Below are 25,224 nucleotides of genomic sequence, written 5' to 3'. Positions count from 1 at the left end.
CATGAAAGAGTATCAAACCATCACCGAGATCAGCGGCCCCCTCGTGTACGCCGAGGTCGACGAGGCCATCGGCTACGACGAGATCGTCGAGATCGAGACGGCACAGGGGGAGACGCTGCGCGGTCAGGTGCTCGAGTCCTCGGAGGGCGTCGTCGCCATCCAGGTCTTCGAGGGCACCTCCGGTATCGACCAGAACGCGTCCGTCCGGTTCCTGGGCGAGACGATGAAGATGCCCGTCACCGAGGACCTCCTCGGGCGGGTGCTCGACGGCTCCGGCCGCCCGATCGACGACGGCCCGGAGATCGTCCCGGAGGAGCGACAGGACATCGTCGGCGCGGCGATCAACCCGTACTCGAGGGAGTATCCCGAGGAGTTCATCGAGACGGGCGTCTCCGCCATCGACGGCATGAACACCCTCGTTCGGGGACAGAAGCTCCCGATCTTCTCGAGCTCGGGCCAGCCGCACAGCGAACTGGCGATGCAGATCGCCCGGCAGGCGAGCGTGCCGGAAGAGGAGGAGAGCGGCGACGACGAGGAGGGCTCCGAGTTCGCCGTCATCTTCGGCGCGATGGGGATCACCGCCGAGGAGGCCAACGAGTTCATGGAGGACTTCGAACGCACCGGCGCGCTCGAGCGCTCCGTCGTCTTCATGAACCTCGCGGACGACCCCGCGGTCGAGCGGACGGTCACCCCGCGGATGGTCCTGACGACGGCCGAGTACCTCGCCTTCGAGAAGGACTACCACGTGCTCGTCATCCTCACGGACATGACGAACTACTGCGAGGCGCTCCGTGAGATCGGCGCGGCACGCGAGGAGGTCCCGGGCCGGCGTGGCTACCCCGGGTACATGTACACCGACCTGGCACAGCTGTACGAGCGGGCGGGACGGATCCAGGGCCGCGAGGGCTCGGTCACGCAGATCCCGATCCTCACCATGCCCGGCGACGACGACACCCACCCGATCCCGGACCTGACCGGGTACATCACGGAGGGACAGATCTACGTCGACCCCGACCTCAACAGTCAGGGACTCGAGCCGCCGGTGAACGTCCTCCCAAGCCTCTCACGGCTGATGGACGACGGGATCGGCGAGGGGCTGACCCGCGCGGACCACGGCGGCGTCTCCGACCAGATGTACGCGGCGTACGCGGAGGGCGAGGACCTCCGCGACCTCGTGAACATCGTCGGTCGCGAGGCGCTCTCCGAGCGTGACAACAAGTACCTCGACTTCGCGGACGCCTTCGAGACGGAGTTCGTCGACCAGGGCTTTGAGACGAACCGTGACCTCGAGGAGACACTCGAGATCGGTTGGGACCTCCTCTCGATGCTGCCGAAGGAGGAACTCAACCGCGTCGACGAGGAGTTCATCGAGGAGTACTACCGCGAGGACGACTCCGAGCGCGAAGTCGTCGAAGCCGCGGACTGACGCTCCGGACCCACTTTTCATCGGCACGACTTCGGATCGGGGACGCCGTACGCCCACGAGCGACGCGTCTCCTCCGTATCCGCCGCACACGTTTTGTGGCTTCGGCACCGTCTGCATACATGACACGGTCGAGCGAGCCGGACGTCGATTCGGAGCCGAACCTCGGGCCGGAGCCGACGCTCGATCGAGGTTCACGGGAGGGAGATCCGACGACGTCGGCGAGCACCGACGCGGTCGACGAGTCGCTGAAGACCCGCACGATGGACGAAGCCCCGGTGGGGATCACCGTCGCGGACGCGACGCGGCCGGACATGCCGTTGATCTACGCGAACGCCGCCTTCGAGCGTATCACCGGCTATCCTCCGTCGTACGCGGTCGGGAGGAACTGTCGGTTCCTCCAGGGTGAGGCGACCCGCGAGAAGCCCGTCAGACGGATGCGTACCGCCATCGAGGACGGGACGGCCACGACCGTCGAACTCCGCAACTATCGGCGAAGCGGGGAACTGTTCTGGAACGAGGTGACCATCGCTCCGTTACGGAACGACGCCGACGAGATCGTCTACTACGTCGGCTTCCAACAGGACGTCACGCGTCGAAAGCGCGCCGAGCAGGCGGCGGCGGACCGGGCCTCCCGGATCGAACACGAACGGAACGTCCAGCGACGCTTGCTGGAACGCCTCGACGGTGTGGTCGCCGACGTCAGCGAGGCCGTCGCTCGCGCCTCCTCGCGAACGGAGCTCGAACGGGCGGTCGTCCGGAGCCTCTCGAACACCTATGCCGGCGCGTGGATCGGCACGTACGATCCCGCCTCGGAGACGATCGCCTCGAGAGTCGCCGCGGGATCGACCGGCTCGGACGCCGAGACGCTCCAGGTGGCGATCGACGGCCCCGGCGATCGGGGAGTCGAGGCCGCGATCACGGCGGCGTTTGACGATCGCTCCGTCCATCTCGAACCGATCGAGTCGGCGGAGTCGACTGCGGCCGCCGCGGTCGCCGGCGTGCCGCTGTATTTCGGAACGGCGACGTACGGCGCCATCGCCGTGTACGTCCGGACCGCGGAGTTCCGGGAGCACGAACGCGACGTGTTGGCGACGGTGGGCCGGATCGTGGCGATCGGTCTCAATGCCCTCGAGAGCCAGCGAACGCTCCACGGTGACGAAGTGGTCCAGTTTCGGCTCGCGATCGATGGCCATCCACTCGCCGCCTTCGCCGAGGCGCTGTCCCGTGGGCTCCAGTACGTCGGGCGGGTCGGCGACCGTGAGGAGCGGTCGTTGCTGTTCGAACTCGCGGACGCGGGGGACGTCGACGTCGAGACGATCCACGCGGCTGCCGAGGAGACGGGGATCGTGGTCCACGCGGTGCTCGCTCAGGGGACCAACGTACCCGTCATCGAGCTGTCGGTCGGTGACGCGTCGCTCCGCGACCTGCTCCGGGAGTACAGCGGCGAGCTGTGTGGCTGGGAACTCGAGAGGGGAATCGCCACCACGACCGTCGAAGTCGGCCGGGAAGAGCTCGCACGCTCGCTCGCAAACGACGCGATGGATCGGTTCGAGACGGCGGATCTCGTCGAGTATCGTCGCCACGAGCGGCGTCACGAGACCCGCCACGAGTTCGTCGCCGAGATCGAGTCGCGACTGACGGAGCGACAGCGAGCCGCACTCGTTCGCGCACATACGGCCGGGTACTTCGAGTGGCCTCACGGAACGAGCGGCGACGAGCTCGCCGAGTCGATGGGTGTCTCCCGTTCGACGTTCCACCAGCATCTCCGTGCGGCACAGCGAAAGCTCGCGACGGCGCTGTTCGAGCGATAGGCGGGACCGGCCGTCGGGAGGGTGGTTGGCCGCCGGGAAGGAGGCTGGTTGCCGCGGATCGGGAGATACCTAACCAGTTGTGTACTTCGTTTACTAGCGACGAATTCGTATGATCGATCGTCGTATGACAGCACAACCCGGCACCGAAGGCGTATGGCTCTGGATCGGTACGCTCGGCATGTTCCTGGGGATGCTGTACTTCATCGCTAGGGGCTGGGGCGAGACTGACAGACGTCGTCAGGAGTTCTACATCGTCACGATATTCATCACCGCCATCGCGTTCGTCAACTACCTCGCGATGGCGCTCGGCTTCGGGCTGACCACGATAGAACTCGGCGGCGAGGAGGTGCCCATCTACTGGGCGCGGTACACCGACTGGCTGTTCACGACGCCGCTGTTGCTCATCGACCTCGGCCTCCTCGTCGGGGCGAACCGAAACCAACTCGCCTCGCTGGTCGGGCTCGACGTGCTCATGATCGGCACCGGCGCGGTCGCGACGCTGTCGACCAGCGCCGCCGTGCTCTCGGCCGGCGGCCAGCGGCTGATCTGGTGGGGCGTCTCGACCGGCTTCCTGCTCGTGTTGTTGTACATGTTGTACGGCTCGCTCGACGAGAAGGCGAGCCGGCTGTCCGGTGGGGCGGCCTCGACGTTCAGCACCCTGCGGACGCTGATCGTGGTCATCTGGTTGGTCTATCCGGTCTGGTGGATCCTCGGAACCGAGGGCCTCGGGATCGTCTCGCTGAACATCGAGACGGCCGGATTCATGGTACTGGACCTGGTCGCGAAGGTCGGGTTCGGGATCATTCTGTTGTCGAGCCGCGAGGTGCTCGACGCCGCGGGATCGGCGTCCCCCGCGGACTGATCGCGTCGGCGATTCCGGCCGACTGACCGCGTCGGAGTCGACGACACGCGGACCATCGTTCGGGACGCGTCCGGATCGCTCACGCCCGATCCACGAACGCCGTCCCGAGACGGATCGACGACGAATCGCCACGGCTCCCGCGACGGCGGACCGCCACGACTCCCGCAACGCCACGTCCACCACAACGACGATCCACGATGATCCCGTTCACCTATCTCCAGTTCCACCTCGCGTTCCTCGTCCCGGCGGTGCTGTTCCTGATCGCGACCGGCTTCGTGAGCCGGTCATCGGCCGTCGGGACTCCGGACCAACGGCTCCACGGCTGGCGCCACTACTGGGCGGGAGTGGTCGTGATCACGGTCGTCGCGCTCGCGTACACGACCCCGTGGGACAACTACCTCATCGCCAGAGGGGTGTGGTGGTACGGCGACGGAAGAACGCTCTTCCGGCTCTGGCACGCGCCGATCGAGGAGTACCTGTTCATCCTCGTCCAGCCGTGGATCACGGCGCTGTGGCTCTCGCACTTCCACGCTCGGGCCGAGTGGCCCCGAACGGCGCATCCGGTCACATGGCGGGTCGGAACGTTCGGGCTCGCGGGCGGTATCGGCGTCCTCGGCTGGTGGCTGCTCGGTTCCGGAGAGGGGTTCTACCTCGGTGCCGTTCTGGCGTGGGCCGCGCCGGTTTTGGCCATACAGTGGGTCGTCGGATCGCCGCAGCTCTGGGCGCGACGGCGCACCGTCGCGCTCGGAACGCTGGTTCCGACGCTATACCTCTGTACGGTCGATCGGGTCGCCATCGAGTACGGGATCTGGGTGATCTCGGACCAGCACACGACCGGGATCACGGTGGCGGGTCTCCCGCTCGAGGAGGCCGTGTTCTTCCTCGTGACCAACCTGTTCGTCGTCCAGGGGCTCGTCCTCTACCGACTGGTGACGGTCCGGATGGGTGACGCCGTGCGGGAGGCGGTCCGGACGCCCGACGTTTCCGACCGGCCGTCCGAGATCGCCGACCGGGTATCCGACACCTCGGACCGGACACCGGACGGATAAGGCCCCGAACGAACGCCCGTCGTTCACGCCCGCCGGACGACCCTGACGGCGGGCTCCTCACGCTCCCGCTTCGATGAACAGTAAAAGGTTAACAGGCTCGATTCACTAGCTTCCCACAAGATGGCAAAGGACGTCAAACCGACCCGGAAGAACCTGATGGCGATCGAGGACCGGATCGATCTCTCCGAGCGGGGTCACGACACGCTCGAACAGAAGCGCGACGGCCTCATCATGGAGTTCATGGACATCCTCGACCAGGCCCAGGACGTCCGGTCGGACATGGCCGACGACTACGAGACGGCCCAGCGCAAGATCGACATGGCCCGCGCGATGGAGGGCGACGTCGCGGTCCGCGGCGCGGCCGCGGCGCTGAAGGAACACCCCGAGATCACGACCCAGTCGAAGAACATCATGGGCGTGGTCGTCCCGCAGATCGAGTCCTCGAAGGTGAAGAAGAGCCTCGACGAGCGCGGGTACGGCCTGCTCGGTTCCTCCGCGCGGATCGACGAGGCGGCCGACGCCTACGAGGAGCTGCTCGAGTCGATCATCCTCGCGGCCGAGGTCGAGACGGCGATGAAGAAGATGCTGGAGGAGATCGAGACGACGAAGCGCCGCGTCAACGCCCTCGAGTTCACCCTCCTTCCCCGGCTCTACGAGAACCAGGAGTACATCGAGCAGAAGCTCGAGGAACAGGAGCGCGAGGAGATCTTCCGGCTGAAGAAGATCAAAGCGAAGAAGGAGGAGGAGGAGGCGGAAGCGGAGGCCGAAGCCGAGGCGGCGGCCGCGGCCGCAGCGGTCGAGGAGCCCGAAGCCGCCGACTGATCCGCGCGTCGCGTCGGTTCACGCTCTCTCTTCTCTCATCCGACCAACGATGGCCTGTCCACACTGTTCCTCGTCCGTCGTCGCCTTCCTCGTCCCGTCGGAGCTTCGCGACCACGCGCCCGCCGACGAGTCGGCGATCTGTACGCGGTGTCTCCGGGTCGCTCCCGCGGTTGACGCCGGGATCGACTCGATCCCGGACGGTCCGCCCGATCTCGCCGCGGTCGATCCGGCGTTTCCCGACGGCGACGCCGAGATCGCGCTCGCGCTCCTGTGCGGTCATCTGGAGTCGTTCGCGCTCTCCCGCGCGTCGATCGAGGCGCTCGTCGATCACGCCGAACGCGGGGGGACGGACGTCCTCGCCTTCCTCGATCGACTCGACGCCCCGGACGCGGCCTTCGACCTCGACCGTCGCCGAACGACGCTTCTGGACCTGCTTTGAGGCGTCGTCCGGCCGGAACCGCCCCCCTTAGAGGTCGACGCCCGGCGGGTCGTTCCACTCCTCGTCCGGGTCGCTTCCCTCGGTTCTCCCGCCTTCGCCGGTTCCCCCGCTTTCGTCGGTTCTTCCCCTTCCGTCGACCGCTCCGTCCCCATCAGCGGTCTCCCTTCCGTCACCGTCTCGGGCTCCCGTCCCCCCGGGATCGAGCAGCTCCTCGCCGCGTCTGGACTCGTGAACGGCGAAGGTCGCGCCCTGCGCGTAGGGGTCCTCCTCCGGGTCGTAGTCGCGCTCCTCGCGCTCGAAGAGGTACGCGAAGAACCCGAAAAGCGGGACGAAAAACGAGATCGCGGCCCACTTCCGCGGGTTCATCCCGTGTTTCGGCGCGTCGAGGTAGGCGTACGCCGCGAAGGCGGCGAGCCACGCGAGCGGGAGCCCGATCAGGATCACGGCGAGGAAGGGTTCCATACGCTCGCTTCGACGCGATCGACATAACTTCCCGGGTCGATCCGGCGCTCGGATCCTACGACGCCGATCGCGATCTCCCGGCAATCCCCCCGTCGTCCCCGGATACTCATATACCGGAAGCGCCTGTATGCCAACGTATGACGACTCTGCCGTCCGAGACCGTCGGTGACGCGTACACGGATTCGACCGCCTGGGAGCTGCTCGCCGACCTCTCCGACCTCGGCGACCGGATGCCCGGCCATGAGGGGGAGGCCGCGGGAGCGTCGCTCGTGGCCGACGCCTTCGAGGAGGCGGGCCTCTCCGAGGTCTCGACAACCGAGTTCCCGATCCCGGGTTGGTGGCGCGGGGAGGCCTCCTTGGCAGTCGATCACCGCGGCCGAACGACCACGTTCGACGGGAGCCACGAGCTCGTCGAGCTCCCGGGAACGCCCTCCGGCGAGGTGACCGGCGAGATCGTCGACATGGGGTACGGCCTCCCCGAGGACTTCGAGGGCGTCGACCTCTCGGGCTGTATCGCGATGGCGTCGAGTCTCACCCCCGACGACTACGGCCGGTGGGTTCACCGCAGCGAGAAGTACGACTACGCGGCCGAGTCGGGCGCGGAGGGCTTCCTGTTTTACAACCACATCGAGGGGTCGCTCCCGCCGACCGGCGACATCGGCCACACGAACGGGCCGGGGCCGATCCCGGCGGTCGGACTGAGCAAGGAGCTCGGCAGTCAGCTCACGCGCCACTGCGACGAGGTCGACGGCGACGGCGGCATCGAGGCGACGCTCTCGGTGGAGGCACGAAACGAGCCGGCGACCTCCGCGAACGTCGAGGCCGTCGTCGGCCCCGACACCGACGAGGAGGTGTTGTACACCGCCCACGTCGACGCGCACGACGTCGGCGTCGGCGCGAACGACAACGGCTTCGGCTCGGCGCTCGTCGTCGGGGTCGGCCGGGTGCTCGCGTCGATCGAGGACGAGCTCGAGACGCGAGTGCGGCTCGTCGTCTTCGGGGCCGAGGAGACCGGACTCTACGGCTCGTACTACTGGTCGCACACCCACGACCTCGATACCGTGAAGTGCGTGCTCAACGTCGACGGCGCGGGCTACTCGCGGAACCTCGAGATCTACCCCCACGGCGCGTCGGGGCTCGGGGAGGCGTTCGATGAAGTGAGCGAGGAGTTCGACGTGCCGATCGTCGTCGAGGACGGGCTCCGACCGCACAGCGACCACTGGCCGTTCGTCCAGCGCGGCGTCGCCGCCGGACAGGGTCGGTCGACGGCCGACGGAAGCGGCCGCGGCTGGGGACACACCCACGGCGACACGCTCGACAAGCTCGATATCCGCGACCTACGCGAGCTGACGGTGTTGTGTGCGGCGGGTGTCGCGAAGCTGGCGGAAGCGGACCGTGAGATCGGAGGACGCGACCCGGAGTCGGTAAGAGAGGAGACGATCGAGGAGGGTCACGACGTCGGCATGAAGGCGACGGACTCGTGGCCGTGGGGCGAGGACCGCCCGTGGCCCTGGGCTGACGAGCTCTCGTGAGCCGGAACCGACTCGGCGCCTCCCGACTGCCGCTCGCCGGAGCACGTAGACTCATGTCGTCGGAGCCACTCGGATCAGGCGTGATGACACGCCGAGACGACGAACGTCCGCGAACCGGCGGACGCTCGCGAACCGACGGAGGGAACCGATGAAGGTCGGTACCGCCGACGCCGACCCGGGCGAGACGGCGACGGGCTATCGGACGGTCACGGAGCTGCCCGTCGGCGGGTCCGAGGACCTTCCGGTGACGGTCCTCAACGGCGCGGAGTCCGGACCGGTCGTGTGGGTAACGGGAACGATCCACGGCGACGAGCCGACCGGAATGGCGGTGACCCACGAGGTCGCCGACCGGGTCGACGTCGCCGAACTGGCGGGGGCGGTGGTCTGTCTCCCGGTGATGAACCCGGCCGGGTTCCGAACCAACTCCCGAGCCGCCTACTACCACGGCGACGACCCGAACCGCTACTTCGGCCGCGAGGACGCGGGTTCGGAGGCCCCGCCGCGCGTCCAGCAGGTCGTCTGTGAGCGGATCTACGAGGACATGCGGGAGACGGCCGACACGATCCTGTCGTTGCACACCGCGTGGGTGGCGACGCATCCGTACACGATACAGCCCCGAGTCCCCTACGGCGAGGACCGGAGCGTGTCCGACGCGGCGGTCCTGCGCGACGAACTCGTCGAGTTGACGGAGGCGTTCGGCATGCCGGTCGTCAACCAGTACCCGCCGGGCGAGACCGAGACCCGCGACCTCCAGCACTCGCTCACCGGGGCGGCCGTCGCCGACGGGATCCCCGCGTTCACCCCGGAGCTCGGCGGCCGGCTCGTCGTCGAACGCGACGTCGCCGCGGCGGCCGTCGACGGCGTCTGGAACGTCCTCCACGCGCTCGAGATGGTCGAGGAACCCGCCGACCGACATCCCGAGTTCGAGTTCGACCCGGACGGCCAGCTCCGTCGGTTCGACGGCCCGCACGCCGACGTCGCGGGTATCGTCCGCTATCGAGCGACGGAGGGGGAGTTCGTCGAGGCCGGCGACGTCGTCGCCGAGATCGTCGACGCTCACGGCGAGGTGAAGACCGAGGTCGCCGCCGAGCGCGACGGGTACGTCCTCAGCCGTCGCGAGCGCGCAGCGGTCTACGAGAACGACGCGCTGCTCGACATGGCGGTCCCGGACGACGACCCGCTCCTGATCGAGTCGGCGTAGGGGTTCCCGCCCGACTCACCGGGCTATTTACCGACCGACGACGACGAGGCCGACGTGCGACTCGTCCACCGGCCCGCCCGGAACTCGACCGAGACCCACGAACGGACCCTCGCGAGCGACGTCGACGTCGCGGGCTCGTGGCTCGCACGGGCACGCGGGCTGATGTTCCGTCGGTCGATCCCGGACGACTACGCGCTCGTGTTCCCCTTCGAGGAGTCGGAGACGCGGTGGATCCACATGCTCTTCGTCCCGTTCGCGATCGACGTCGTCTGGCTCGTCGACGGGGAGGTAACGAGGGTGAAACGGCTCGCGCCGTTCATCGGACTCGCCCGCGGCGGGGCTGACACCGTCGTCGAGCTGCCCGCGGGGGCGGCCGACGGGATCGAGGTCGGCGACGACGTTCGGCTTCGGGAGTGAGGGTTTCACCCGTCGTCGGGAATCCGGAGAACGAGCTCGATCCGGCTTCCGCCGTCCGTGCTCTCCGTGATGTCGAGGCGGCCGCCGCCCGCCGTGACGACCCAGTGGACGTACCACAGTCCGAGGCCGCTCGTGTGTTTCAACTGCGTCTCCTCGCCGGTGAGTACGGCCCGTTCGGCGGGAGGGATCCCCGGACCATCGTCGGCGACGACGAGCGAGACCCACGACTCGCTCGGGAGCTCCGCGGCCGAGACGCGAACGCTCGGTCGATCGGCGTCCCCGTGACGGATCGCGTTGTCGAGGAGTTCGGCGAGCGCGTCCGGCAGCCGATCGACCCCGGAGACGGTGATGCCGGGCGGGACGTCGACGTCGACGTCGGCCCGCTCGCGAACTCGTGCGGGGAGCGACTCGAGCGCGGACGACACCACCCGCGACAGCGAGAGCGGTTCCGGCTCCGGTCGCTCGGCGAGGAGACGCTCGACCTTTCGAGCGGTCTCGCCGAGGTGGAGCAGACGGCCCGCGGTGTCGACCACGCGGTCCAACTGCGCGGCCACGTCGGGGTCCTCGACCGCGTTCCGGGCCTGCTCCGAGAACCCGGTCACGACGTTGAGCTCGTTCCGGAAGTTGTGTCTGAGAACCCGAGTCAACACCGCGAGCCGCTCCTCGCGGACCGACTCGTCCGTCCGGTCCTCGCCGATCACGACGACCCCGACGACAGCCGACCCGTCCGTCATCGGCCCCATCGTCAGCCGGTAGGGTATCTCCTCCCCGGAGCGTGTCACGAGCGTCACGTCGCACTCGTCGACCGTCCCGTTCCGGTAGACTCGCGTCAGTCCCTCGGAGACGGTCGATCCGTCGTCGCCGAACAGGTCGGGGAACGCGCGCCCGTCGAGGTCGACCGCGTCGTAGCCGGTGTCCTCGCTCGCCCGTTCGTTCCATCGGACGATCGTTCCCCGCGTGTCACACCGGAACAGCGCCATCGGGAGCGTCGACGCGACGGCGTCGAGGGTCCGGGCGCGCGAGCGGTTTCCGCGCTCGGCACGCACCCGCTCCGTGACGTCGGTCGCGACCGCGATCAGCCACTCCCGCCGGGCGAGCGTCGTCGCGTGCGCGCGGAAACGGATCCGCCGCGTCTCGCCGTCCACCGCGACGTCGACCTCCGCGATGACCGAGCCTTCGCTCGCGGAGACCGTCGAGAACGCCTCCTCGACCGGTACGCCCGCGACCGTCGTTCCCGACGCGGCGAGGTCCGGCAGCCCCGACAGCGTCAGCGACGACGCCTCCCGCGAGAGGAGGGTCGCCGCCGCGTCGTTGACGGCGCGTATCGCGAGGCTCCCGGGATCACACGCGAGCGCAGCCGCCGGGATCGCTCCGACGAGCGACCGGGCGAGCGCGACGTCGTCCCCGTCCTCGCGGGCCATGAATACCGAGCGAAGTGGCTCCGGACGTATATGAGTGCGTGTTCGTTCGATCGATGCCGTCGGCGAGCGAGTCGACCGACTCGACCGGTCGGGGCCGTCGCGTAATCCGTTTCAATCCGCCTTCGCCTGCCAGTCGCGGACGGTGTCCGGGCCCACGCCGTCGACGTCGCCGGCGACCTCGTCGGGGTCGGCCGATTTGAGCTCGTCGACGCCGGTTATCCCCGCGCCCTCGAGCTTCTCGGCGGTCTTCTCGCCGATCCCCTCGACGGTCTGGAGCTCGGAGCCCTCCTCGCGCGCGCGGAACTCACGGTAGTTACAGATCGGACAGCCGAGATCCCACGGCTCGTCGCCGGAGTGAACCCGGAGATGCGGGAGGTCGTGTTCCTCGCAGGTCTCCTCCGTCACCTCGATCTCGCCGCGGCGCGGAAGCGGCAGCGAGTAGTCGCAGTCGGGGTACCGGGTACAGCCGACCAGTCGGGAGCCGGAGCGGAGCCGCTTTATCGCGAGCTCCCCGCCGGCGTCGGCGGTTTCACCGCCTCCGTCCCGCGGCGAAGCCGCGCCCGTACCACACTCCGGACACGCCCCGATCACCTCGTCTTCGGCCTCGTCGGCCTCGTCGGCCTTACACCGCGGGCAGCCGTGGACGAACGTCTTCCGCCCCGCGAGCATCTTCACGTGGTGGAGCTCGTGGTCCTCGCACGTCTCCTCGAGGATGAGCGGCTTCCCGGTGGAGGGAAGCGGAAGGGTGTACTCGCAGTCGGGATAGCCGTCGCAGCCGACGAAGTACGAGCCCGCCCGCGACTGCCGAACGAGGAGGTCCGACCCGCACTCCGGACACGGTCCGAGCGTCTTGTCCGCCTTCAGCGACTCCTGGAGCTGGTCCCCGATCGCCTCGCGGGACTCGGTGAGGTCCTCGAAGACGCGGTCGAGCAGCTCGCGGGAGGCGGCGGTCACCTCGTCGTACCCCTTCTCGCCCGCGGCGATCGCCTGCATGTCGCGTTCGAGCTGGGCGGTCATCTCCTCGCTCACGACGTGTTCCGCGAACCCCTCCGCGGCCTCGACGACCGACTCCGCCAGCCGGGTCGGTCGCGGCGGGTCACCCTCGACGTAGCCGCGGTCGTACAGCTTCTCGAGGGTCCGGTGTCTGGTGGCCTTCGTCCCCACGCCGCGCTTCTCCATCTCCTCTATCAGCCGCGACTGCCCGTAGCGGCGGGGCGGCTGGGTCTCCTTGGCTTCCGTTCGACGACCCGAAAGCGAGAGCGTCTCGCCGACCTCGACGTCCGGGACGATCCGCTCGTCGCTGGAGCGGTACGGATACACCTCGTGGTAGCCGGCCTCCAGGAGCCGCTTCCCGTTCGCCTTCAGTCGGAGGCCGCCGTCGGCGGCGAGCGTTGGCGTTCCCTCCGCGTCGTCGGGGGTCCGGAGGGCGGCGAGCGGGTCGGCCTCGCTCGCGATCGCGGTCGCCTCGCCGTTCGCGAGCGCGACGACGCGCAGCCGTTCCCACTCGGCGGCCGGCGCGCAGGTCGCGAGGAAGCGGCGGACGATCAGCTCGTACACCTCCCGCTCGTCGTCGGAGAGGTCGGACGCGCCCGGCAGGTCGCCGGTCGGGTGGATCGGCGGGTGGTCGGTGGTCTCCTCGTCGCCCTCGGTCGGCTCGATCTCCCCGTCGTCGCGGTCGAGGAGGCTCGCCGCGTCGTCGCCGAACGCCGCGTCGCCCGACAGCTCCTCGAGCAGCTCCCGGGGCTCGAGGTCGTCGGGGTACACCGTGTTGTCGGTCCGGGGATAGGTGACGTAGCCGGCGGTGTACAGCTCCTCGGCGATCGACATCGCCCGCTGGGCGGAGTAGCCGAGCGACCCCGCCGCGCGGATGTACGCGGTCGTGTTGAACGGGGTCGGCGGCTCGTCGGTTCGCGTTCGCCGGCGGACGTCGTCGACGACGGCGTCGTCCGCGGCGGCGAGCGCCTCGGTGAGCGTGTCGGCGACGCCCTCATCCCAGACCCGCTCGGCCTCGTTCCCCCTGTCGTTCTCGAGGAAGTACTGCGCCTCGAAGGGGTCGCCGCCGGTCTTGGAGAGGTCGCCGAACAGCTCCCAGTACGCCTCCGGGTCGAACGCGCGGATCTCGCGCTCGCGGTCGACGATCAGCTTGAGCGTCGGCCCCTGGACGCGTCCGACGGAGATGAAGTCGTTTCCGAGCTGGCGGGCCGAAAGCGAGAGGAAGCGCGTGAGCGCCGCCCCCCACGTCAGGTCGATCACCTGGCGGGCCTCGCCGGCGGCCGCGAGGTCGAAGTCGAGGTCGTCGGGGTCCGCGAAGGCCTCCCGAACCTCGTTTTCGGTGATCGAGGAGAACCGAACCCGGTCGATCGGGGCGTCCTCGTTCACCTCGCGGACCAGCTCGTAGGCCTCCTTGCCGATCAGCTCGCCCTCGCGGTCGTAGTCGGTGGCGATGGTGACCCGCGAGGCGTTGCGCGCGAGCGTCCGGAGCGCGCTCACGATCCCCTCCTGGGTCGGTGTCTTTCGGACCGGCGCGTCGATCAGCTCGACGGGCTCGACGTCGCGCCAGTCGCTGTACTCCGGCGGGAAGTCGACGCCGACGACGTGACCCGACAGCCCGATACACCGCTTGCCGCCCCACTTGTACACGTTGACGTCGTTCTTCCGCTCCGCCGTCGCGGAGCCGCCGCTCAGGATCTCGGCGATCCGCCGGGCGGCGTTGTCCTTCTCCGTGATTATCAGTTCGGGGCCGCGACTCATTGCCCCGAGGTAGGCCGCTCCCCCGTCTAAAGTTTTCGCGACGCGCCGTGAGAACGTCCCGCACGTCGGTGCGTGGTCCGGAACGGCTACTCCGCGTGTCGCTCGTCGGCGCCGTCGAGGGTGATCTCGGTCACCTCGACGATCCGGTCGTCGCCGAGGAGGGTCCCGATCGCCTCCTCGGGGAGCGGCTGATCGAGGTTGTACACGGTCAGCGCCTGGCCGCCCTGGGTCTCACGCGCGTTGAACATCCCCGCGATGTTGACGTCGTGGTCGCCGAGGACGGTGCCGATGAGCCCGATGACGCCCGGCTCGTCGGTGTTGCGTGCGACGAGCATGTGGCCGTACGGGACGGCGTCGACGCGGAACCCGTCGATGCGGACGATCCGCGGGTCCTCGCCCGCGAACAGCGTCCCCTCGACGGCGATGGAGTCGTCGCCGTTGTGGACGGAGACCCGAACGATGCTCTGGAAGTCCTCGGTCTGGCGGGTCTTCGACTCGGTCACCTCGATCCCGCGCTCCTCGGCGAGCCGCGGGGCGTTGACCGCGTTCACCTGCCACTCGAGCGGCTCGAAGACGCCCTTCAGCGCCGACGCCGTGACCAGTTCGACGTCCTCGGCGGCGATGTCGCCCTCGTAGGTCACCTCGACGCCCGTGATCCGGCCGTCGAGCAGCTGGGCGGCGACCTTGCCGGCGGTCTCCGCGACGGCGATGTACGGCTCGATCCGCGGGAACGCCGTCTCGTCGACGGAGGGCGCGTTGAGCGCGGTGAGCACCGGCTCGCCGTTGAACGCCGCGATCACCGCCTCCGCGGTGTCGACGGCGACGTTCTCCTGGGCCGCCTCCGTCGACGCGCCCAGATGGGGTGTGACGACGACGTCCTCGACGTCGAGAAGCGGCGAGTCGTCGGGCAGCGGCTCCTCGGCGAACGAGTCGAGCGCGGCCCCCGCCACGACGCCGTCGTCGACGGCGGCCGCGAGCGCGTCCTCGTCGACGATGCCGCCGCGCGCGCAGTTGATCAGGTAGCCGCCCTCCAGCTGGGCGAGCTCGTCCTCGCCGATCATGCCCTCGGTCTCGGGGAGGAGGGGAGTGTGGACCGTCGCCACGTCCGCACGGGAGAGCGTCTCGTTGAGGTCGTCGACGAGGTCCGCGCCGAACTGCGCGGCGCGCTCCTCGGAGATGTACGGGTCGTAGACGACGAGGTCCATCCCGAGCGAGTCGAGACGCTTCGCGACCTCCTGGCCGACGCGGCCGAGCCCGACGATCCCGAGGGTCTTGTTGTTCAGTTCCGTGCCGAGGAACTCGCCTTTCGCCCACTCGCCGTCCTTCAGTCGGCCGTGCGCCTGCGGGATCGACCGTGCGACCGCGAACGTCATCGCGACCGTGTGTTCCGCGGCGGCCCGCACGTTCCCCTCGGGCGCGTTGGCGACGATGACGCCGTGGTCGGTCGCGGCGTCGATGTCGATGTTGTCGACGCCGATGCCGGCGCGACCGACGATGACGAGATCGCTCGCGGCCTCGAAGACGGCCTCCGTGACCGCGGTCCCCGACCGCACGATGAGCGCGTTGGCGTCGCGGACGGCGTCCAAAAGCGCCTCGCCCTCGACGTCGTAGTCCGTCTCGACCTCGTGACCGGCCTCCCGGAGCCGTTCGAGGCCCGGGTCGGCGATCGGATCCGTGACGAGTACCTTCATGTCCGTACCGACCCTCGGCGCGGTGTTAACGCTTTCTTCATCGCGCCGTTTTGCCTGCCCGAACTTTTCGGTAATTCGTCATTTACGATCCGAGATCGTGGCTATACAACCCCTTCGTTTCGGATGGAAACCCCTCGTCCATGCGTATCTCCGTGAACCGCGGTCGCGGTGTCGTCCGCGACCGTTCCTCGCCGATACACCCTTTCGGGTCGACGCACATGTGGGGCGTATGGACGTCACGCTCTCGTTTCTCGGGGCCGCCGCGATCCTCGCACTGACCGGGATCAGCGCCTTCTTCTCGAGTTCGGAACTCGCCGTGTTCTCGGTCGCGAAACACCGCGTCGACGCGCTCGTCGCCGACGCGGTCCCCGGAAGCGCGGCGCTCTCGTCGCTCCGGGAGAACCCCCACCGATTCCTCGTCACCGCGCTCGTGAGCAACAACGTCGCGAACATCGCGGCCGCCTCCGTCGCGACCGCGGTGCTCGTCCAGTACCTCCCGGCCGGGCAGGCCGCCACGGGATCGACCGTCTTCACCTCGTTCTTCGTCATCGTCTTCGGCGAGATCGCGCCGAAGTCGTACGCGGTCGCGAACGCGGAGCGACACGCGCTCCGGGTCGCCCGGCCCGTGGTCGCGGTTCAGCGACTCCTCCGGCCGGTCCTCTACGTCTTCGAGGCCGCGAGCGGGGTCGTCACCCGGATCGTCGGCGGCGACACGGCCATCGAGTCGTACTTGAGCCGCGAGGAGATACAGACGCTCGTGCTCTCCGGCGAGGAGACGGGCGCGCTCGCGCCCGACGAGGGCGCGATGATCCGTGGCGTTCTCGACCTCGGAGCCACCCGCGTCACCGCGGTGATGGTCCCCCGCACCGACATGGTCGCACTCCCGGACACGACGACGCCCCGCGAGGTCGTCTCGACGGCCGCCGCGGAACACCTCACCAGGCTTCCCGTCTACGGCGAGAACCGCGACGACGTGGTGGGGATCGTCGACGTTCGCGATGCGGTCCGTGCCGACGAGGCGGGCGAGGACCTCGCGAGCGTCCTCGTGAAGCCGACCTTCGTCCCCGAGACGAAGCCGGTCGACGAGCTGTTCGCCGAGATGCGCGAGACGGGCGCGCGCATGGTCATCGTCGTCGACGAGTTCGGCGCGATCGTCGGGCTCGCCACCCTGGAGGACGTCGTCGAGGAGGTCGTCGGCGAACTGGTCGGACGCCGCGAGACCGACCACGTCGACGTGGTCGAGCCCGGCGTCACGGTCGCGCGCGGCTGGACCACCGTCGCGTACCTCAACGAAGTCCTCGGGCTCGACCTCCCGACCGACGGCGGATTCGAGACGGTCGCCGGGCTGGTCACGGAGCGCGTCGGCCGACTCCCCGAGGAGGGCGACCGCGTCGCAGTCGGCGACGTGGTGCTCGTCGTCACCGGGGCGACCCCGACGCGCGTGACCCGGGTCCGGATCGAGTACCCGGCTACGGACGACGGCGACGGCCCGGCCTGAATCGTCTCCGTCGGATCAGTCTATCCGAGCGCGAACCGCCCGATCGGCTCGTAGACCGGCCCCTCGTCGGTCAGCGTCGACTCGATCAGCGTGACCTCCTCCACGGCGAAGCTCCCGACCTCCGGGTGTTCCTCGCGGACGACCCGTTGGACCAGGTCCTTCCCCCGCGCGTCGTTCATCCGCGCGAGGGTGACGTGCGGGGTGAACTCGTGGTCCTCGGGGTCGAACCCCAGCGCAGTCGTCTCGGTCTCCAGCGCCTCGTGGAGCCGCGTCAGCTCGTCGGCTCCCTCCCCGACTCCGAGCCAGACGACCGACACGTACTCGAGCGAGGGGAAGACGCCGAGCCCCTCGATCGCGCAGTCGAAGGGGGCGACGCCGGCGCGGTCGACCGCCCGCTCGCCCGCGGCGCGCACGTCGTCGAGGTCGTCGACGTCGACGTCGCCGAGGAACTTCAGGGTGAGGTGCGCTTGGTTCGGGTCAGTGGGTCGCGTCCCGGCGGCGTCGTCGAACGCGGACTGGCGGTCGGCGATCGGCTCCGCGAGGTCGTCGGGCAGTTCGACGGCGAAGAACGCCCGGACGGACGACGGCGGCGACGGTGACATGGACGTCCGCGAGATCCGGTCGCCGGACAGTCATAGCTTCCGCCGGGTCGCCGCCGATCGTTAGGATCGACGCGTCAACGACCGCCGAGATCGACGCGTCGGCGTCACGATCGAGGGCGGACTCGTCGACGACTATCGAGGATCGTTCGGTCGAAAAATCGGTCGGGATGCGGTTCGACGACGAACCGGTCGGCCCACGTCAGGCCGTCTCGTTCGTCGGTTCGGTCGGCTCCGTCGGCGGCTGGGTCGGGCCCGTCGGCGCGGTCGGTCCTTCCGGCTGCGTCTCCGGCGGCTGCGTCTCCGGATCCCGGTCGTTCTCCACGAGGAAGTCCGCCAGGTTGCCGATCAGGACGTCGTTGTCGGCGCGCTGGGCGTTCTCCGGCGAGAGGAAGTCGCCGTCCCCGACCACCACGACGCCGTCGTCGCGCGCCAGGAGGGGGGCCTCCGTCGCCGCCCGCGTCGTCGATAACTCGCTGCCGTCGATCGGCCGGAACTCGTCGCCGCCGTCGGCGGCCGTTCCGACGGGCGTGGCCGTCGAGAACATCGCGCGATCGACCCCTTCGGTCAGCGTGGAGTCGCCCGTCGGCTCCGCGTACACCCGCTGGTAGTTCAGGTCGTTCTCCTCCATGTTGTACACGTAGCCGGGCTCGGTGGTGGTCCCGAGGGTGGCGTCGAGCGACGCCGCTCCGGGCGGGTCGAACGCGGCGTCGGGTTCGGTCGCCAGTATCATCCGGCCGTCCTCCTCGACGAACGTCTCGATGTCCGCGAGCTCGTCATCGTCGTAATCGGTCCGGAACGTGACGAACGCGTCCGCCTCGGCGAGGTCCTCGCCGAGCGGCGTGGGGCCGGTCTCGTCCGGTCGAGTCGGACGCTGCTGACTGCTCGGGTCCGGCGTGTACACTCGCACGTCGTGGCCGTTCTCGATGAGAGCGTTCGCCAGCGGCCGAACGTCCCGGTCCGTGACCTCGGGACCGCCGAACCCGATGAGCGCCAGCGGGCTGGTCGGGAGACCGCCGGCAGCCTCGACGCCGGGATCGATGACGATCGTCTGCGACTCCGCGTCGCTTTCCATCGTCACGGTCGCCTCGCCGGGGTCGTCGTCCTTGATCACGTCCGCCGACTGGTAGTGCTCGTTCTCGATCTCCGGTGCGGGAGCCGCGCTATCGGCCGTCGCGTAGCCGGCGATGGCCGCACCGCCGGCGATCGTCGCGAACGTCACGAGGAACGCGGCCGCGAGGACGCCGATCCGGCTCACGCGGAGACACCCCCGTTCAGGGAGGCCGCGGTGTCGTTCGCGGCGGGACCGGTTCCGCCTCCGTCGACGGTCGCTTCGTCGACTCCGAGATCGCTCCCGGAGAACCGCTCTACCGTGTCGACGTGTGGGACCGCCTCGAGATGGACGTACGTGGAGGGCATCGGCTCGACGTCGCCGTAGCCCGGATCGTTGGCGTACACCGCGACGACCTGCGCGTCGGTACGGAGCAGGATCGGGAACCCGAGTTCCGGGCCGGTCTCGCGGGTGTCGACCTGATAGTCGCCGAGATCGGCGCGGGTCGCGGCCTCGTGGATCGCCTCGTTGAGCGAGCCGATCTCGTCGGCGAAGCCGTTCTGAACGGCCTCGGTTCCGAGGTAGACGTCGGCCTGTGCGACCTGCTCGCGTGGCATCTGGAACTCGTCGCCACGTTCGGCCATCATCGCGTCGACGAACGTGTCGGCGAGCGTCTGCTGTTCGGCCCATCCCTGGATCTCGTTGCCGCCGGCCTTGTCCGGGCCGCTCGGCCCGGTGACGGGTGCGCTCGTCCGCGGGCTGGGCGCGTTCAGTCCGATGCTTCCGACCTGCGAGGTCGGCAGGACGTAGACGTCGTCGGCGGGGGCCATCGCGTAGTAGCCGCCGGAGGCGCTCATCGCTTGGACGCTGGCGATCACCGGCATCTGCTGGCTCGTGCGCTGGACCGCCTTGTACATGCGTTCGGACGCGACCGGCGCGCCGCCGGGCGTGTCGATCTTTAAGACGACGGCACCGACGGAGTCGTTGCCGCGGATCGCTGCGAGTTCGCTTTCGACGTCGTCGGCGAGGGCCGCGTTCACGGGGCCTTCGATTTCGACGACGGCCACCGTGTCTTCCGTCTCGTTGGTCGCCGCGTACACGCTCGGGGCGACGGTCGCTCCGAGCAACGCGGCGGCCAACACGACGACCGCGACCTGTCGTCGCGGGGTGATGGCCGTGGAGAGCTTGTCTGTTGACATTACCGACTAACACCATTCGGTCGGATCACATAACGCTCCGGGTAGGCGAAAACGACCGTTTTAGCCTGTCTCGTGGTACCTTTCCACATGATAGTCGTTCGTCCCGCCGACGTAACGCTTACCCGCCGTGACCGACAGATCCGGGTATATGACCGACGAGCGCGACGCGGACCGCCACGACTTCTCCGCGGGCCAGGGCGTCGACGCCGACTACGAGGAGTTCACCCTCGATCCCGAGGAGTTGGACGCGGACCCGACCACCGTCGACCCGGTCGACTCGCGGGTCCTCACCGACGTGCTCGACCGCCGGAACGTCGAGAGCGACGTCGTCGACGTCGAGCGACTGATCGACGTCGGGCTCTCCTACATGGGGATAAACCGGTTCGAGGAGGCGACCGAGACGTTCGAGCGTGCCGCCCGGTTCGCCGACGAGGACTCGCTTGCGGCCCAGGAGGCGTGGGTGAACAAGGGCGCGGCCCACGCGGAACTCGAGGAGTTCGACGAGGCGATCGGCGCCTACGAGGAGGCGTTACGCATCGACGACGACTCCGAGCACGCCGCGACCGCCGAGACCAACCTCGCGTACGCGCTCTGGGAGTTCGGTCGCCACGAGCAGGCACTCGAACACGCCGAGCGCGCCGTGGAGACCGATCCGCGCTTCGCACAGGCGTGGTACAACCGCGGGTTCCTGCTCGTCGAGCGCGGCCTCCACGAGGACGCCGTCAACTGCTTCGACAACGCGATCCGCCTCGGATACCGCGACGCCGGCGTGTTGGAGGAGAAGGCCCGTGCGCTGGAGGAGGCGGGCGAACACGAGCAGGCCGAGGAGGTGGCCGACCGTGCCGAGGAGATCCGTCGCGAGGCCGAAGAGGAGCTGGTCGAAGAGCAGACCGGACGCGCGCCCGGTCCGGGCGGTCAGGGCGGCCGCGGCGGCGCAGGCGGTCGCGGCGGCGCGGGTGGCGTGGGTGGCGGTCGCGGCGGCCAGTCCGGTCAGGGCGGCAGTCCCGGGACGGATGAACCGGAGCGCGAGCTTCAGGGGGAGGGTCCCGAGGGCTTCTAGATGCTGCTTCGCGAGCGGGAGACGCCCGAGGGGACTCTCGTCTCGGTCTGTGACGCCGACTGCCTCGGCGAGACCTACGACAACGGTCGCGCCAGCCTCTCGGTGAGCGAGGAGTTCTACGGCGGCGACGACGCGGTCGAGGCCGACGCCGAGGCGGTCGTCTCCGCGCTCCATCGCGCGCAGGTCGGCAATCTCGTCGGTCGGGAGGCGGTCGGCGTCGCGATCGAGGCCGGACTCGTCGACGAGAGTGCCGTACTGGAGTTCGACGGAACCCGCCACGCCCAGTTGCTCTGGCTGTGACGCGTTTTCCGTATGCACAAAATCTATCTTTTAGCCGTCTCTAAAATCCGGTCGTCGACGCGCCAACGAGTCGATCCTCGATGAGCGAGATCACGTGGCTGACCGTCCTCTTCATCGCCGCCGGCGCACAGCTCGCGGTCCTCCCCGGAGAGAAGGTCCAGCTGCTCATCGCCGGACTCTCGACGCGGTACCGACCCCTCACCGTGGTGAGTGCGGCGGCGGCGGCCTTCGCCGGCTGGACGGTCCTCGAGATCCGGTTCGGGCGGGCGATCACTGCGACGCTGCCGGGGGTCTACCTGGACGCGCTGACCGCGACGCTGTTCCTCGTCTTCGCGTACCTGCTCGTCCGGAGCGCTCCCGACGCCGACGCCGCGGACCCGGAGGCGACCACCGATCCGATGACCGACGGAGGCGAACTCGACGTGCGCGTTCCACTCGTCGGCTGGCGGGTTCCGAACCGGTTCGGCGGGTTCCTCCCCATCTTCGCGATGATGGCGTTCGGCGAGTTCGGCGACAAGACCCAACTGGTCACGATCTCGCTCGCGACCCAGTACCCCGCGTTCCCGACCGCGATCTGGGCCGGCGAGATGCTCGCCATCGTGCCCGTAAGCGTCGCGAACGCGTACTTCTTCCACCGGTTCTCACACGCGTTCGACCCCCGGAAGGCACACTTCGCCGGGGCGGCGCTGTTCGGTTTCTTCGCGCTCGATTTCCTCTCCGCCGTCGTCTTCGGCGTCTCGCTGTGGGAGACCGCGATCGATGCGATCGTCGCGGCGACGTGACCGGCTCGGCGTGGCGGGCCGTCCCGTTCCCGTCTCGGCGTGTCAGACCCTCCCGTCCCGTCCGTCATCCCTCAGCCGATCCGTGCGAGCACCGCTCGACGGCCGCGTTCCGCGCCGAGCCCCGCGGCGAGCAGGACCGTTCCGGCGGCGACGAGCGCCACCGATCCGGAGACGGCGTCTCCGACCGGCCCGACGAGGAAGGCGAGCACGCCGAGGACGAACCCGAGCGCGGCCACGTTCGCCGGAGCGGCCTCCCGGAGCCCGACCGCCCCGACGACGAGCGCCAACACGACGCCGAGCAGGCAGCCGAGCGCGACGAGCGATCCCGCGAAGTCGTCGACGCGCCCGGCCAGCCCCCACACGACCCCGCTCGCCACGGGGGCCGCGACCGCGGGAACGCTCGCGTACCGTGCGAGCGGATCGTCACGGGCGCGGCCGACCGCGACCGCGCCGGCGACGAGGCTCGCCGCGACGAGCGGGACCGTTCCGGCGGAGAGTCCCCCAGGCGGCGACCCGGCCGCGACGATCGGCACGAGCGCGGCCGCCACGAACGCGCCGCCGACCCAACGGAGCGTCGCCGCGAACCGTGGGAGTCCGTCATCGTCGCGGTCGGCGGTGAACCCGCCGATATCGCCGTCGGCGGCCAATCCGGCCGCGTAGAGGAGCCCGCCGTACGCGCCGAACAGGAGCACGAACTCCGCCGGATCGATCGCCGAGAGGAGAGTCGCGCCGCCGAGGATCGCTCCCACACCCCCGATCGGTCGCGAGTCGAGTCCGGCCGCGATCGCGATCGCCACCGCGGTCCACGCCGCCAGCAGCCACGGCTCCGCGGCGTCGACGTCGACCGCCGCCGTCAGCTCGGCGAGCCGGAAGAGGGTCACGCCGGTGAAAAGCGCCGAGAGCAGCCACAGTCCGTGAGCGCTCCGAGGGGCGTTCTCCCGGAGGCGCGCGCCGCCGCCCGCGGCGGCGACGGGTATCCCCACGAGGAGGGCGACCCGCGCGACCGCCGGGATCGACTCCCAGCGCTCGTAGAGGTACGCCCCGACGCCGACGGCGACGAGGACCCCGCCCATCAGCGCCAGCGCGACGACGACCCGGTTCTCCTCAAGGAGGCTTCCGTCGTCGGCCGCCTCTCCACGCTCGACGGATCCCTCGCGGCCGTCCTCCGCTTCGGGGGTGTTCTCCTTCGCTTCGGGGGCCCGGTCCTCCCGCTCCCGTTCGAACTCCCGGATCCGCGTCGCGGTCTCCTCGTCGACCACTCCCGAGTCGGTCCACCGCTCGAGCGCCGCGCGGAGGGAATCGCGGTCCATGGTTCGAAGCACCGAGGGAGGACTCAAGTATCTTGTCGCGGGCGTCGGTCGGAGGCTCGTATCCGTCCGAAAAACGGCGTAGCAGTCCCTAGAGTCCCGCCACGTCCTCGATGGCGTCGGTGAGCTCCCTCACGCTCTCGACGGTGTGCTCGCCCATGTGCCCGATCCGGAACGTCTCCTCGCCGAGCTGCGAGCCGTAGCCGTTCGAGAAGGCCATGTCGTACTCCTCGCTCACCGTCTCGATGGTTTCGGCCACGTCGATCCCCCGCGTGTTCTCGATACAGGCGACGGTCTGCGACTCGTAGCCCGCCTCGGGGAACATCGCGAAGTGGTCGCCGGCCCACTCGTGGACGTACTCCATCATCTCGCGGTGGCGCTCGTCGCGGGCGTGGTGGCCCTCCTCGAGCATGTGTTTCATCTGTTTGCGGTACGCCAACATGATCGGGATGGCGGGCGTCGAGTGGGTCTGGCCCTTCCGGTCGTAGTAGTCGATCGTCCGCCGGAAACCGCCGTACCACGAGGAGGTACCCTTCTCGACCTCGCGCTCGTAGGCGTCGTCGCTGACGACACAGACCGCGAGCCCCGGCGGCATCGCGAACGCCTTCTGCGTCGAGGCGAAGATAACGTCGATCCCGTGGGCGTCGATGTCGACGTAGTCGCCGCCCAGCGCCGAGACCGCGTCGACGACGAAGTAGGTGTCCGGGTACTCCGCGAGGACGTCGCCGATCTCCTCGATCGGGTTCCGGACGCCGGTCGAGGACTCGTTCATCACGGTCGCGACCACGTCGTAGTGTTTGTCCGACGACTCGAGGCGTTCGCGGATGTCCTCGGGTTTGACCGCCTCGCCCCACTCGTACTCCAGGCGGTCGACGTCCTTGCCGAGCCGCTCGGCGACGTTGGCGTGGCGCTCGCTGAAGCTCCCACAAGTCGGAACGAGAACGTTCTCGTCGACGAGGTTGAGCGTCGACGCCTCCCAGAACTCGGTGCCGGAGGCGGTCAGGATCACGACCTCGTTGTCGGTGCCGAGGAACTCCTTCGTGTCCTCGACGATGGTCGTATAGAGGTCCGTCATCCGGTCCATGCGGTGGCCGAACATCGGCCGGGCCATCGCCTCGATGACGTCGTCGCGGACCTCCGTCGGCCCCGGGATGTACAGGGTCTTGTCGTCGTAGTCGTCTCGGTATTCGCGTTTCGTCGTCACTGGAGTCACCCGATACCGTACACCGGGTCGGGAGACGGTATGGTACTTTTGATACGGCTCAGCGGAGCGATCGAGGCTGACCTTATACGGTGGCGCGCCTCTGAGCGCCCGGAGGGCGCGAAGAGCCCGCGAGGGACGTCGCGAACGAAGTGAGCGACGAGGCTGGGGAGGTATGAGGTGCGGTGCTGTGCGGTGCGGGGTGGGATTCAAAGGGGCAGTCGCGAGGACGATTCCCGGCGAAGCAAGCACCGCAGGGAACGAACGAAGTGAGCGACCGAGGAGCACAGCGAGCCGCGGGAGTCCTCGCGACTGGGGCTTTGGAGGCGTTCACCGAAGTCAG

Annotated in this window: 21 protein-coding genes and 1 pseudogene; 13 read left to right on the top strand and 9 right to left on the bottom strand. The window is 69.1% G+C overall.

Annotation, left to right across the window (positions count from 1 at the left end; translation table 11 throughout):
* Position 1: 1 nt before the first annotated feature.
* The 6 genes from OKW78_RS12905 (at position 2) to OKW78_RS12880 (ending at position 6,409) form a co-directional block, all read left to right on the top strand.
* A complete protein-coding gene (locus tag OKW78_RS12905; protein ID WP_281195571.1) occupies positions 2-1,426 on the top strand; it encodes a V-type ATP synthase subunit B in 1,425 nt (474 codons plus the stop codon).
* A gap of 119 nt (positions 1,427-1,545) precedes the next feature.
* Complete coding sequence (locus OKW78_RS12900; protein ID WP_281195570.1) at positions 1,546-3,237, top strand: PAS domain-containing protein; 1,692 nt, start codon at positions 1,546-1,548, stop codon at positions 3,235-3,237.
* Between the two features lie 124 nt (positions 3,238-3,361).
* Positions 3,362-4,099, top strand: coding sequence for a bacteriorhodopsin (locus OKW78_RS12895; RefSeq protein ID WP_281195569.1), 738 nt, complete (start codon positions 3,362-3,364; stop codon positions 4,097-4,099).
* 197 nt (positions 4,100-4,296) lie between these two features.
* The gene (locus OKW78_RS12890) at positions 4,297-5,148 is read left to right on the top strand and encodes a lycopene cyclase domain-containing protein (RefSeq protein ID WP_281195568.1); all 852 of its coding nucleotides are present in this window, start codon (positions 4,297-4,299) and stop codon (positions 5,146-5,148) included.
* A 120-nt stretch (positions 5,149-5,268) separates the two neighbouring features.
* The gene (locus OKW78_RS12885; RefSeq protein ID WP_281195567.1) at positions 5,269-5,970 is read left to right on the top strand and encodes a V-type ATP synthase subunit D; all 702 of its coding nucleotides are present in this window, start codon (positions 5,269-5,271) and stop codon (positions 5,968-5,970) included.
* A 49-nt stretch (positions 5,971-6,019) separates the two neighbouring features.
* On the top strand, positions 6,020-6,409 hold the full coding sequence (locus OKW78_RS12880; protein WP_281195566.1) for a DUF6276 family protein: 390 nt from the start codon (positions 6,020-6,022) through the stop codon (positions 6,407-6,409).
* A gap of 174 nt (positions 6,410-6,583) precedes the next feature.
* Here OKW78_RS12880 and OKW78_RS12875 read toward each other — a convergent pair.
* A pseudogene (locus tag OKW78_RS12875) lies at positions 6,584-6,871 on the bottom strand (hypothetical protein); the annotation flags it as partial.
* Positions 6,872-7,008: 137 nt separating this feature from the next.
* Between OKW78_RS12875 and OKW78_RS12870 the strand changes: the two are divergent.
* From OKW78_RS12870 to OKW78_RS12860, 3 genes are all read left to right on the top strand, one after another.
* Positions 7,009-8,403, top strand: coding sequence for a M28 family metallopeptidase (locus OKW78_RS12870; protein WP_281195564.1), 1,395 nt, complete (start codon positions 7,009-7,011; stop codon positions 8,401-8,403).
* Positions 8,404-8,551: 148 nt separating this feature from the next.
* On the top strand, positions 8,552-9,604 hold the full coding sequence (locus OKW78_RS12865; protein ID WP_281195563.1) for a succinylglutamate desuccinylase/aspartoacylase family protein: 1,053 nt from the start codon (positions 8,552-8,554) through the stop codon (positions 9,602-9,604).
* 54 nt (positions 9,605-9,658) lie between these two features.
* Complete coding sequence (locus tag OKW78_RS12860; RefSeq protein WP_281195562.1) at positions 9,659-10,021, top strand: DUF192 domain-containing protein; 363 nt, start codon at positions 9,659-9,661, stop codon at positions 10,019-10,021.
* Between the two features lie 5 nt (positions 10,022-10,026).
* Here the strand turns inward: OKW78_RS12860 and OKW78_RS12855 are convergent, their stop codons facing one another.
* From OKW78_RS12855 to serA, 3 genes are all read right to left on the bottom strand, one after another.
* On the bottom strand, positions 10,027-11,442 hold the full coding sequence (locus OKW78_RS12855; RefSeq protein WP_281195561.1) for a PAS domain-containing sensor histidine kinase: 1,416 nt from the start codon (positions 11,440-11,442) through the stop codon (positions 10,027-10,029).
* Positions 11,443-11,553: 111 nt separating this feature from the next.
* On the bottom strand, positions 11,554-14,193 hold the full coding sequence (locus OKW78_RS12850) for a DNA topoisomerase (RefSeq protein WP_281195560.1): 2,640 nt from the start codon (positions 14,191-14,193) through the stop codon (positions 11,554-11,556).
* Between the two features lie 86 nt (positions 14,194-14,279).
* Positions 14,280-15,884 (bottom strand): phosphoglycerate dehydrogenase, encoded by a 1,605-nt coding sequence (gene serA / locus OKW78_RS12845; RefSeq protein ID WP_281195559.1) that lies wholly within the window; start codon positions 15,882-15,884, stop codon positions 14,280-14,282.
* 229 nt (positions 15,885-16,113) lie between these two features.
* On the opposite strand from serA, the gene OKW78_RS12840 reads away from it, so the two are divergent.
* Positions 16,114-17,382: a hemolysin family protein gene (locus tag OKW78_RS12840; protein WP_281195558.1), complete on the top strand. Its 1,269-nt coding sequence runs from the start codon at positions 16,114-16,116 to the stop codon at positions 17,380-17,382.
* 20 nt (positions 17,383-17,402) lie between these two features.
* On the opposite strand, the gene thpR is transcribed toward OKW78_RS12840, so the two are convergent.
* From thpR to OKW78_RS12825, 3 genes are all read right to left on the bottom strand, one after another.
* Positions 17,403-17,984, bottom strand: coding sequence for an RNA 2',3'-cyclic phosphodiesterase (gene thpR / locus OKW78_RS12835; protein ID WP_281195557.1), 582 nt, complete (start codon positions 17,982-17,984; stop codon positions 17,403-17,405).
* A gap of 199 nt (positions 17,985-18,183) precedes the next feature.
* The gene (locus OKW78_RS12830) at positions 18,184-19,239 is read right to left on the bottom strand and encodes a hypothetical protein (protein WP_281195556.1); all 1,056 of its coding nucleotides are present in this window, start codon (positions 19,237-19,239) and stop codon (positions 18,184-18,186) included.
* Positions 19,236-20,231 carry a S49 family peptidase gene (locus OKW78_RS12825; RefSeq protein ID WP_281195555.1) on the bottom strand — a complete coding sequence of 332 codons (996 nt, stop codon included), beginning with the start codon at positions 20,229-20,231 and terminating at the stop codon, positions 19,236-19,238. Before OKW78_RS12825 ends, OKW78_RS12830 begins: the two co-directional genes overlap by 4 nt.
* A 148-nt stretch (positions 20,232-20,379) precedes the next feature.
* Between OKW78_RS12825 and OKW78_RS12820 the strand changes: the two genes are divergently transcribed.
* From OKW78_RS12820 to OKW78_RS12810, 3 genes are all read left to right on the top strand, one after another.
* On the top strand, positions 20,380-21,291 hold the full coding sequence (locus tag OKW78_RS12820; RefSeq protein ID WP_281195554.1) for a tetratricopeptide repeat protein: 912 nt from the start codon (positions 20,380-20,382) through the stop codon (positions 21,289-21,291).
* On the top strand, positions 21,292-21,591 hold the full coding sequence (locus tag OKW78_RS12815; protein ID WP_281195553.1) for a DUF424 domain-containing protein: 300 nt from the start codon (positions 21,292-21,294) through the stop codon (positions 21,589-21,591).
* A gap of 80 nt (positions 21,592-21,671) precedes the next feature.
* Positions 21,672-22,373, top strand: coding sequence for a TMEM165/GDT1 family protein (locus OKW78_RS12810; protein ID WP_281195552.1), 702 nt, complete (start codon positions 21,672-21,674; stop codon positions 22,371-22,373).
* A gap of 71 nt (positions 22,374-22,444) precedes the next feature.
* On the opposite strand, the gene OKW78_RS12805 is transcribed toward OKW78_RS12810, so the two are convergent.
* Positions 22,445-23,683, bottom strand: a complete 1,239-nt coding sequence (locus OKW78_RS12805; RefSeq protein ID WP_281195551.1) for a DUF2157 domain-containing protein — start codon at positions 23,681-23,683, stop codon at positions 22,445-22,447.
* Positions 23,684-23,771: 88 nt separating this feature from the next.
* On the bottom strand, positions 23,772-24,884 hold the full coding sequence (locus OKW78_RS12800; RefSeq protein WP_281195550.1) for an alanine--glyoxylate aminotransferase family protein: 1,113 nt from the start codon (positions 24,882-24,884) through the stop codon (positions 23,772-23,774).
* Between the last annotated feature and the right edge of the window lie 340 nt (positions 24,885-25,224).

The organism is Halorubrum sp. F4, from assembly GCF_027257195.1.
GTDB lineage: Archaea > Halobacteriota > Halobacteria > Halobacteriales > Haloferacaceae > Halorubrum.
This window is presented reverse-complemented; position numbering and strand designations above follow the sequence as displayed.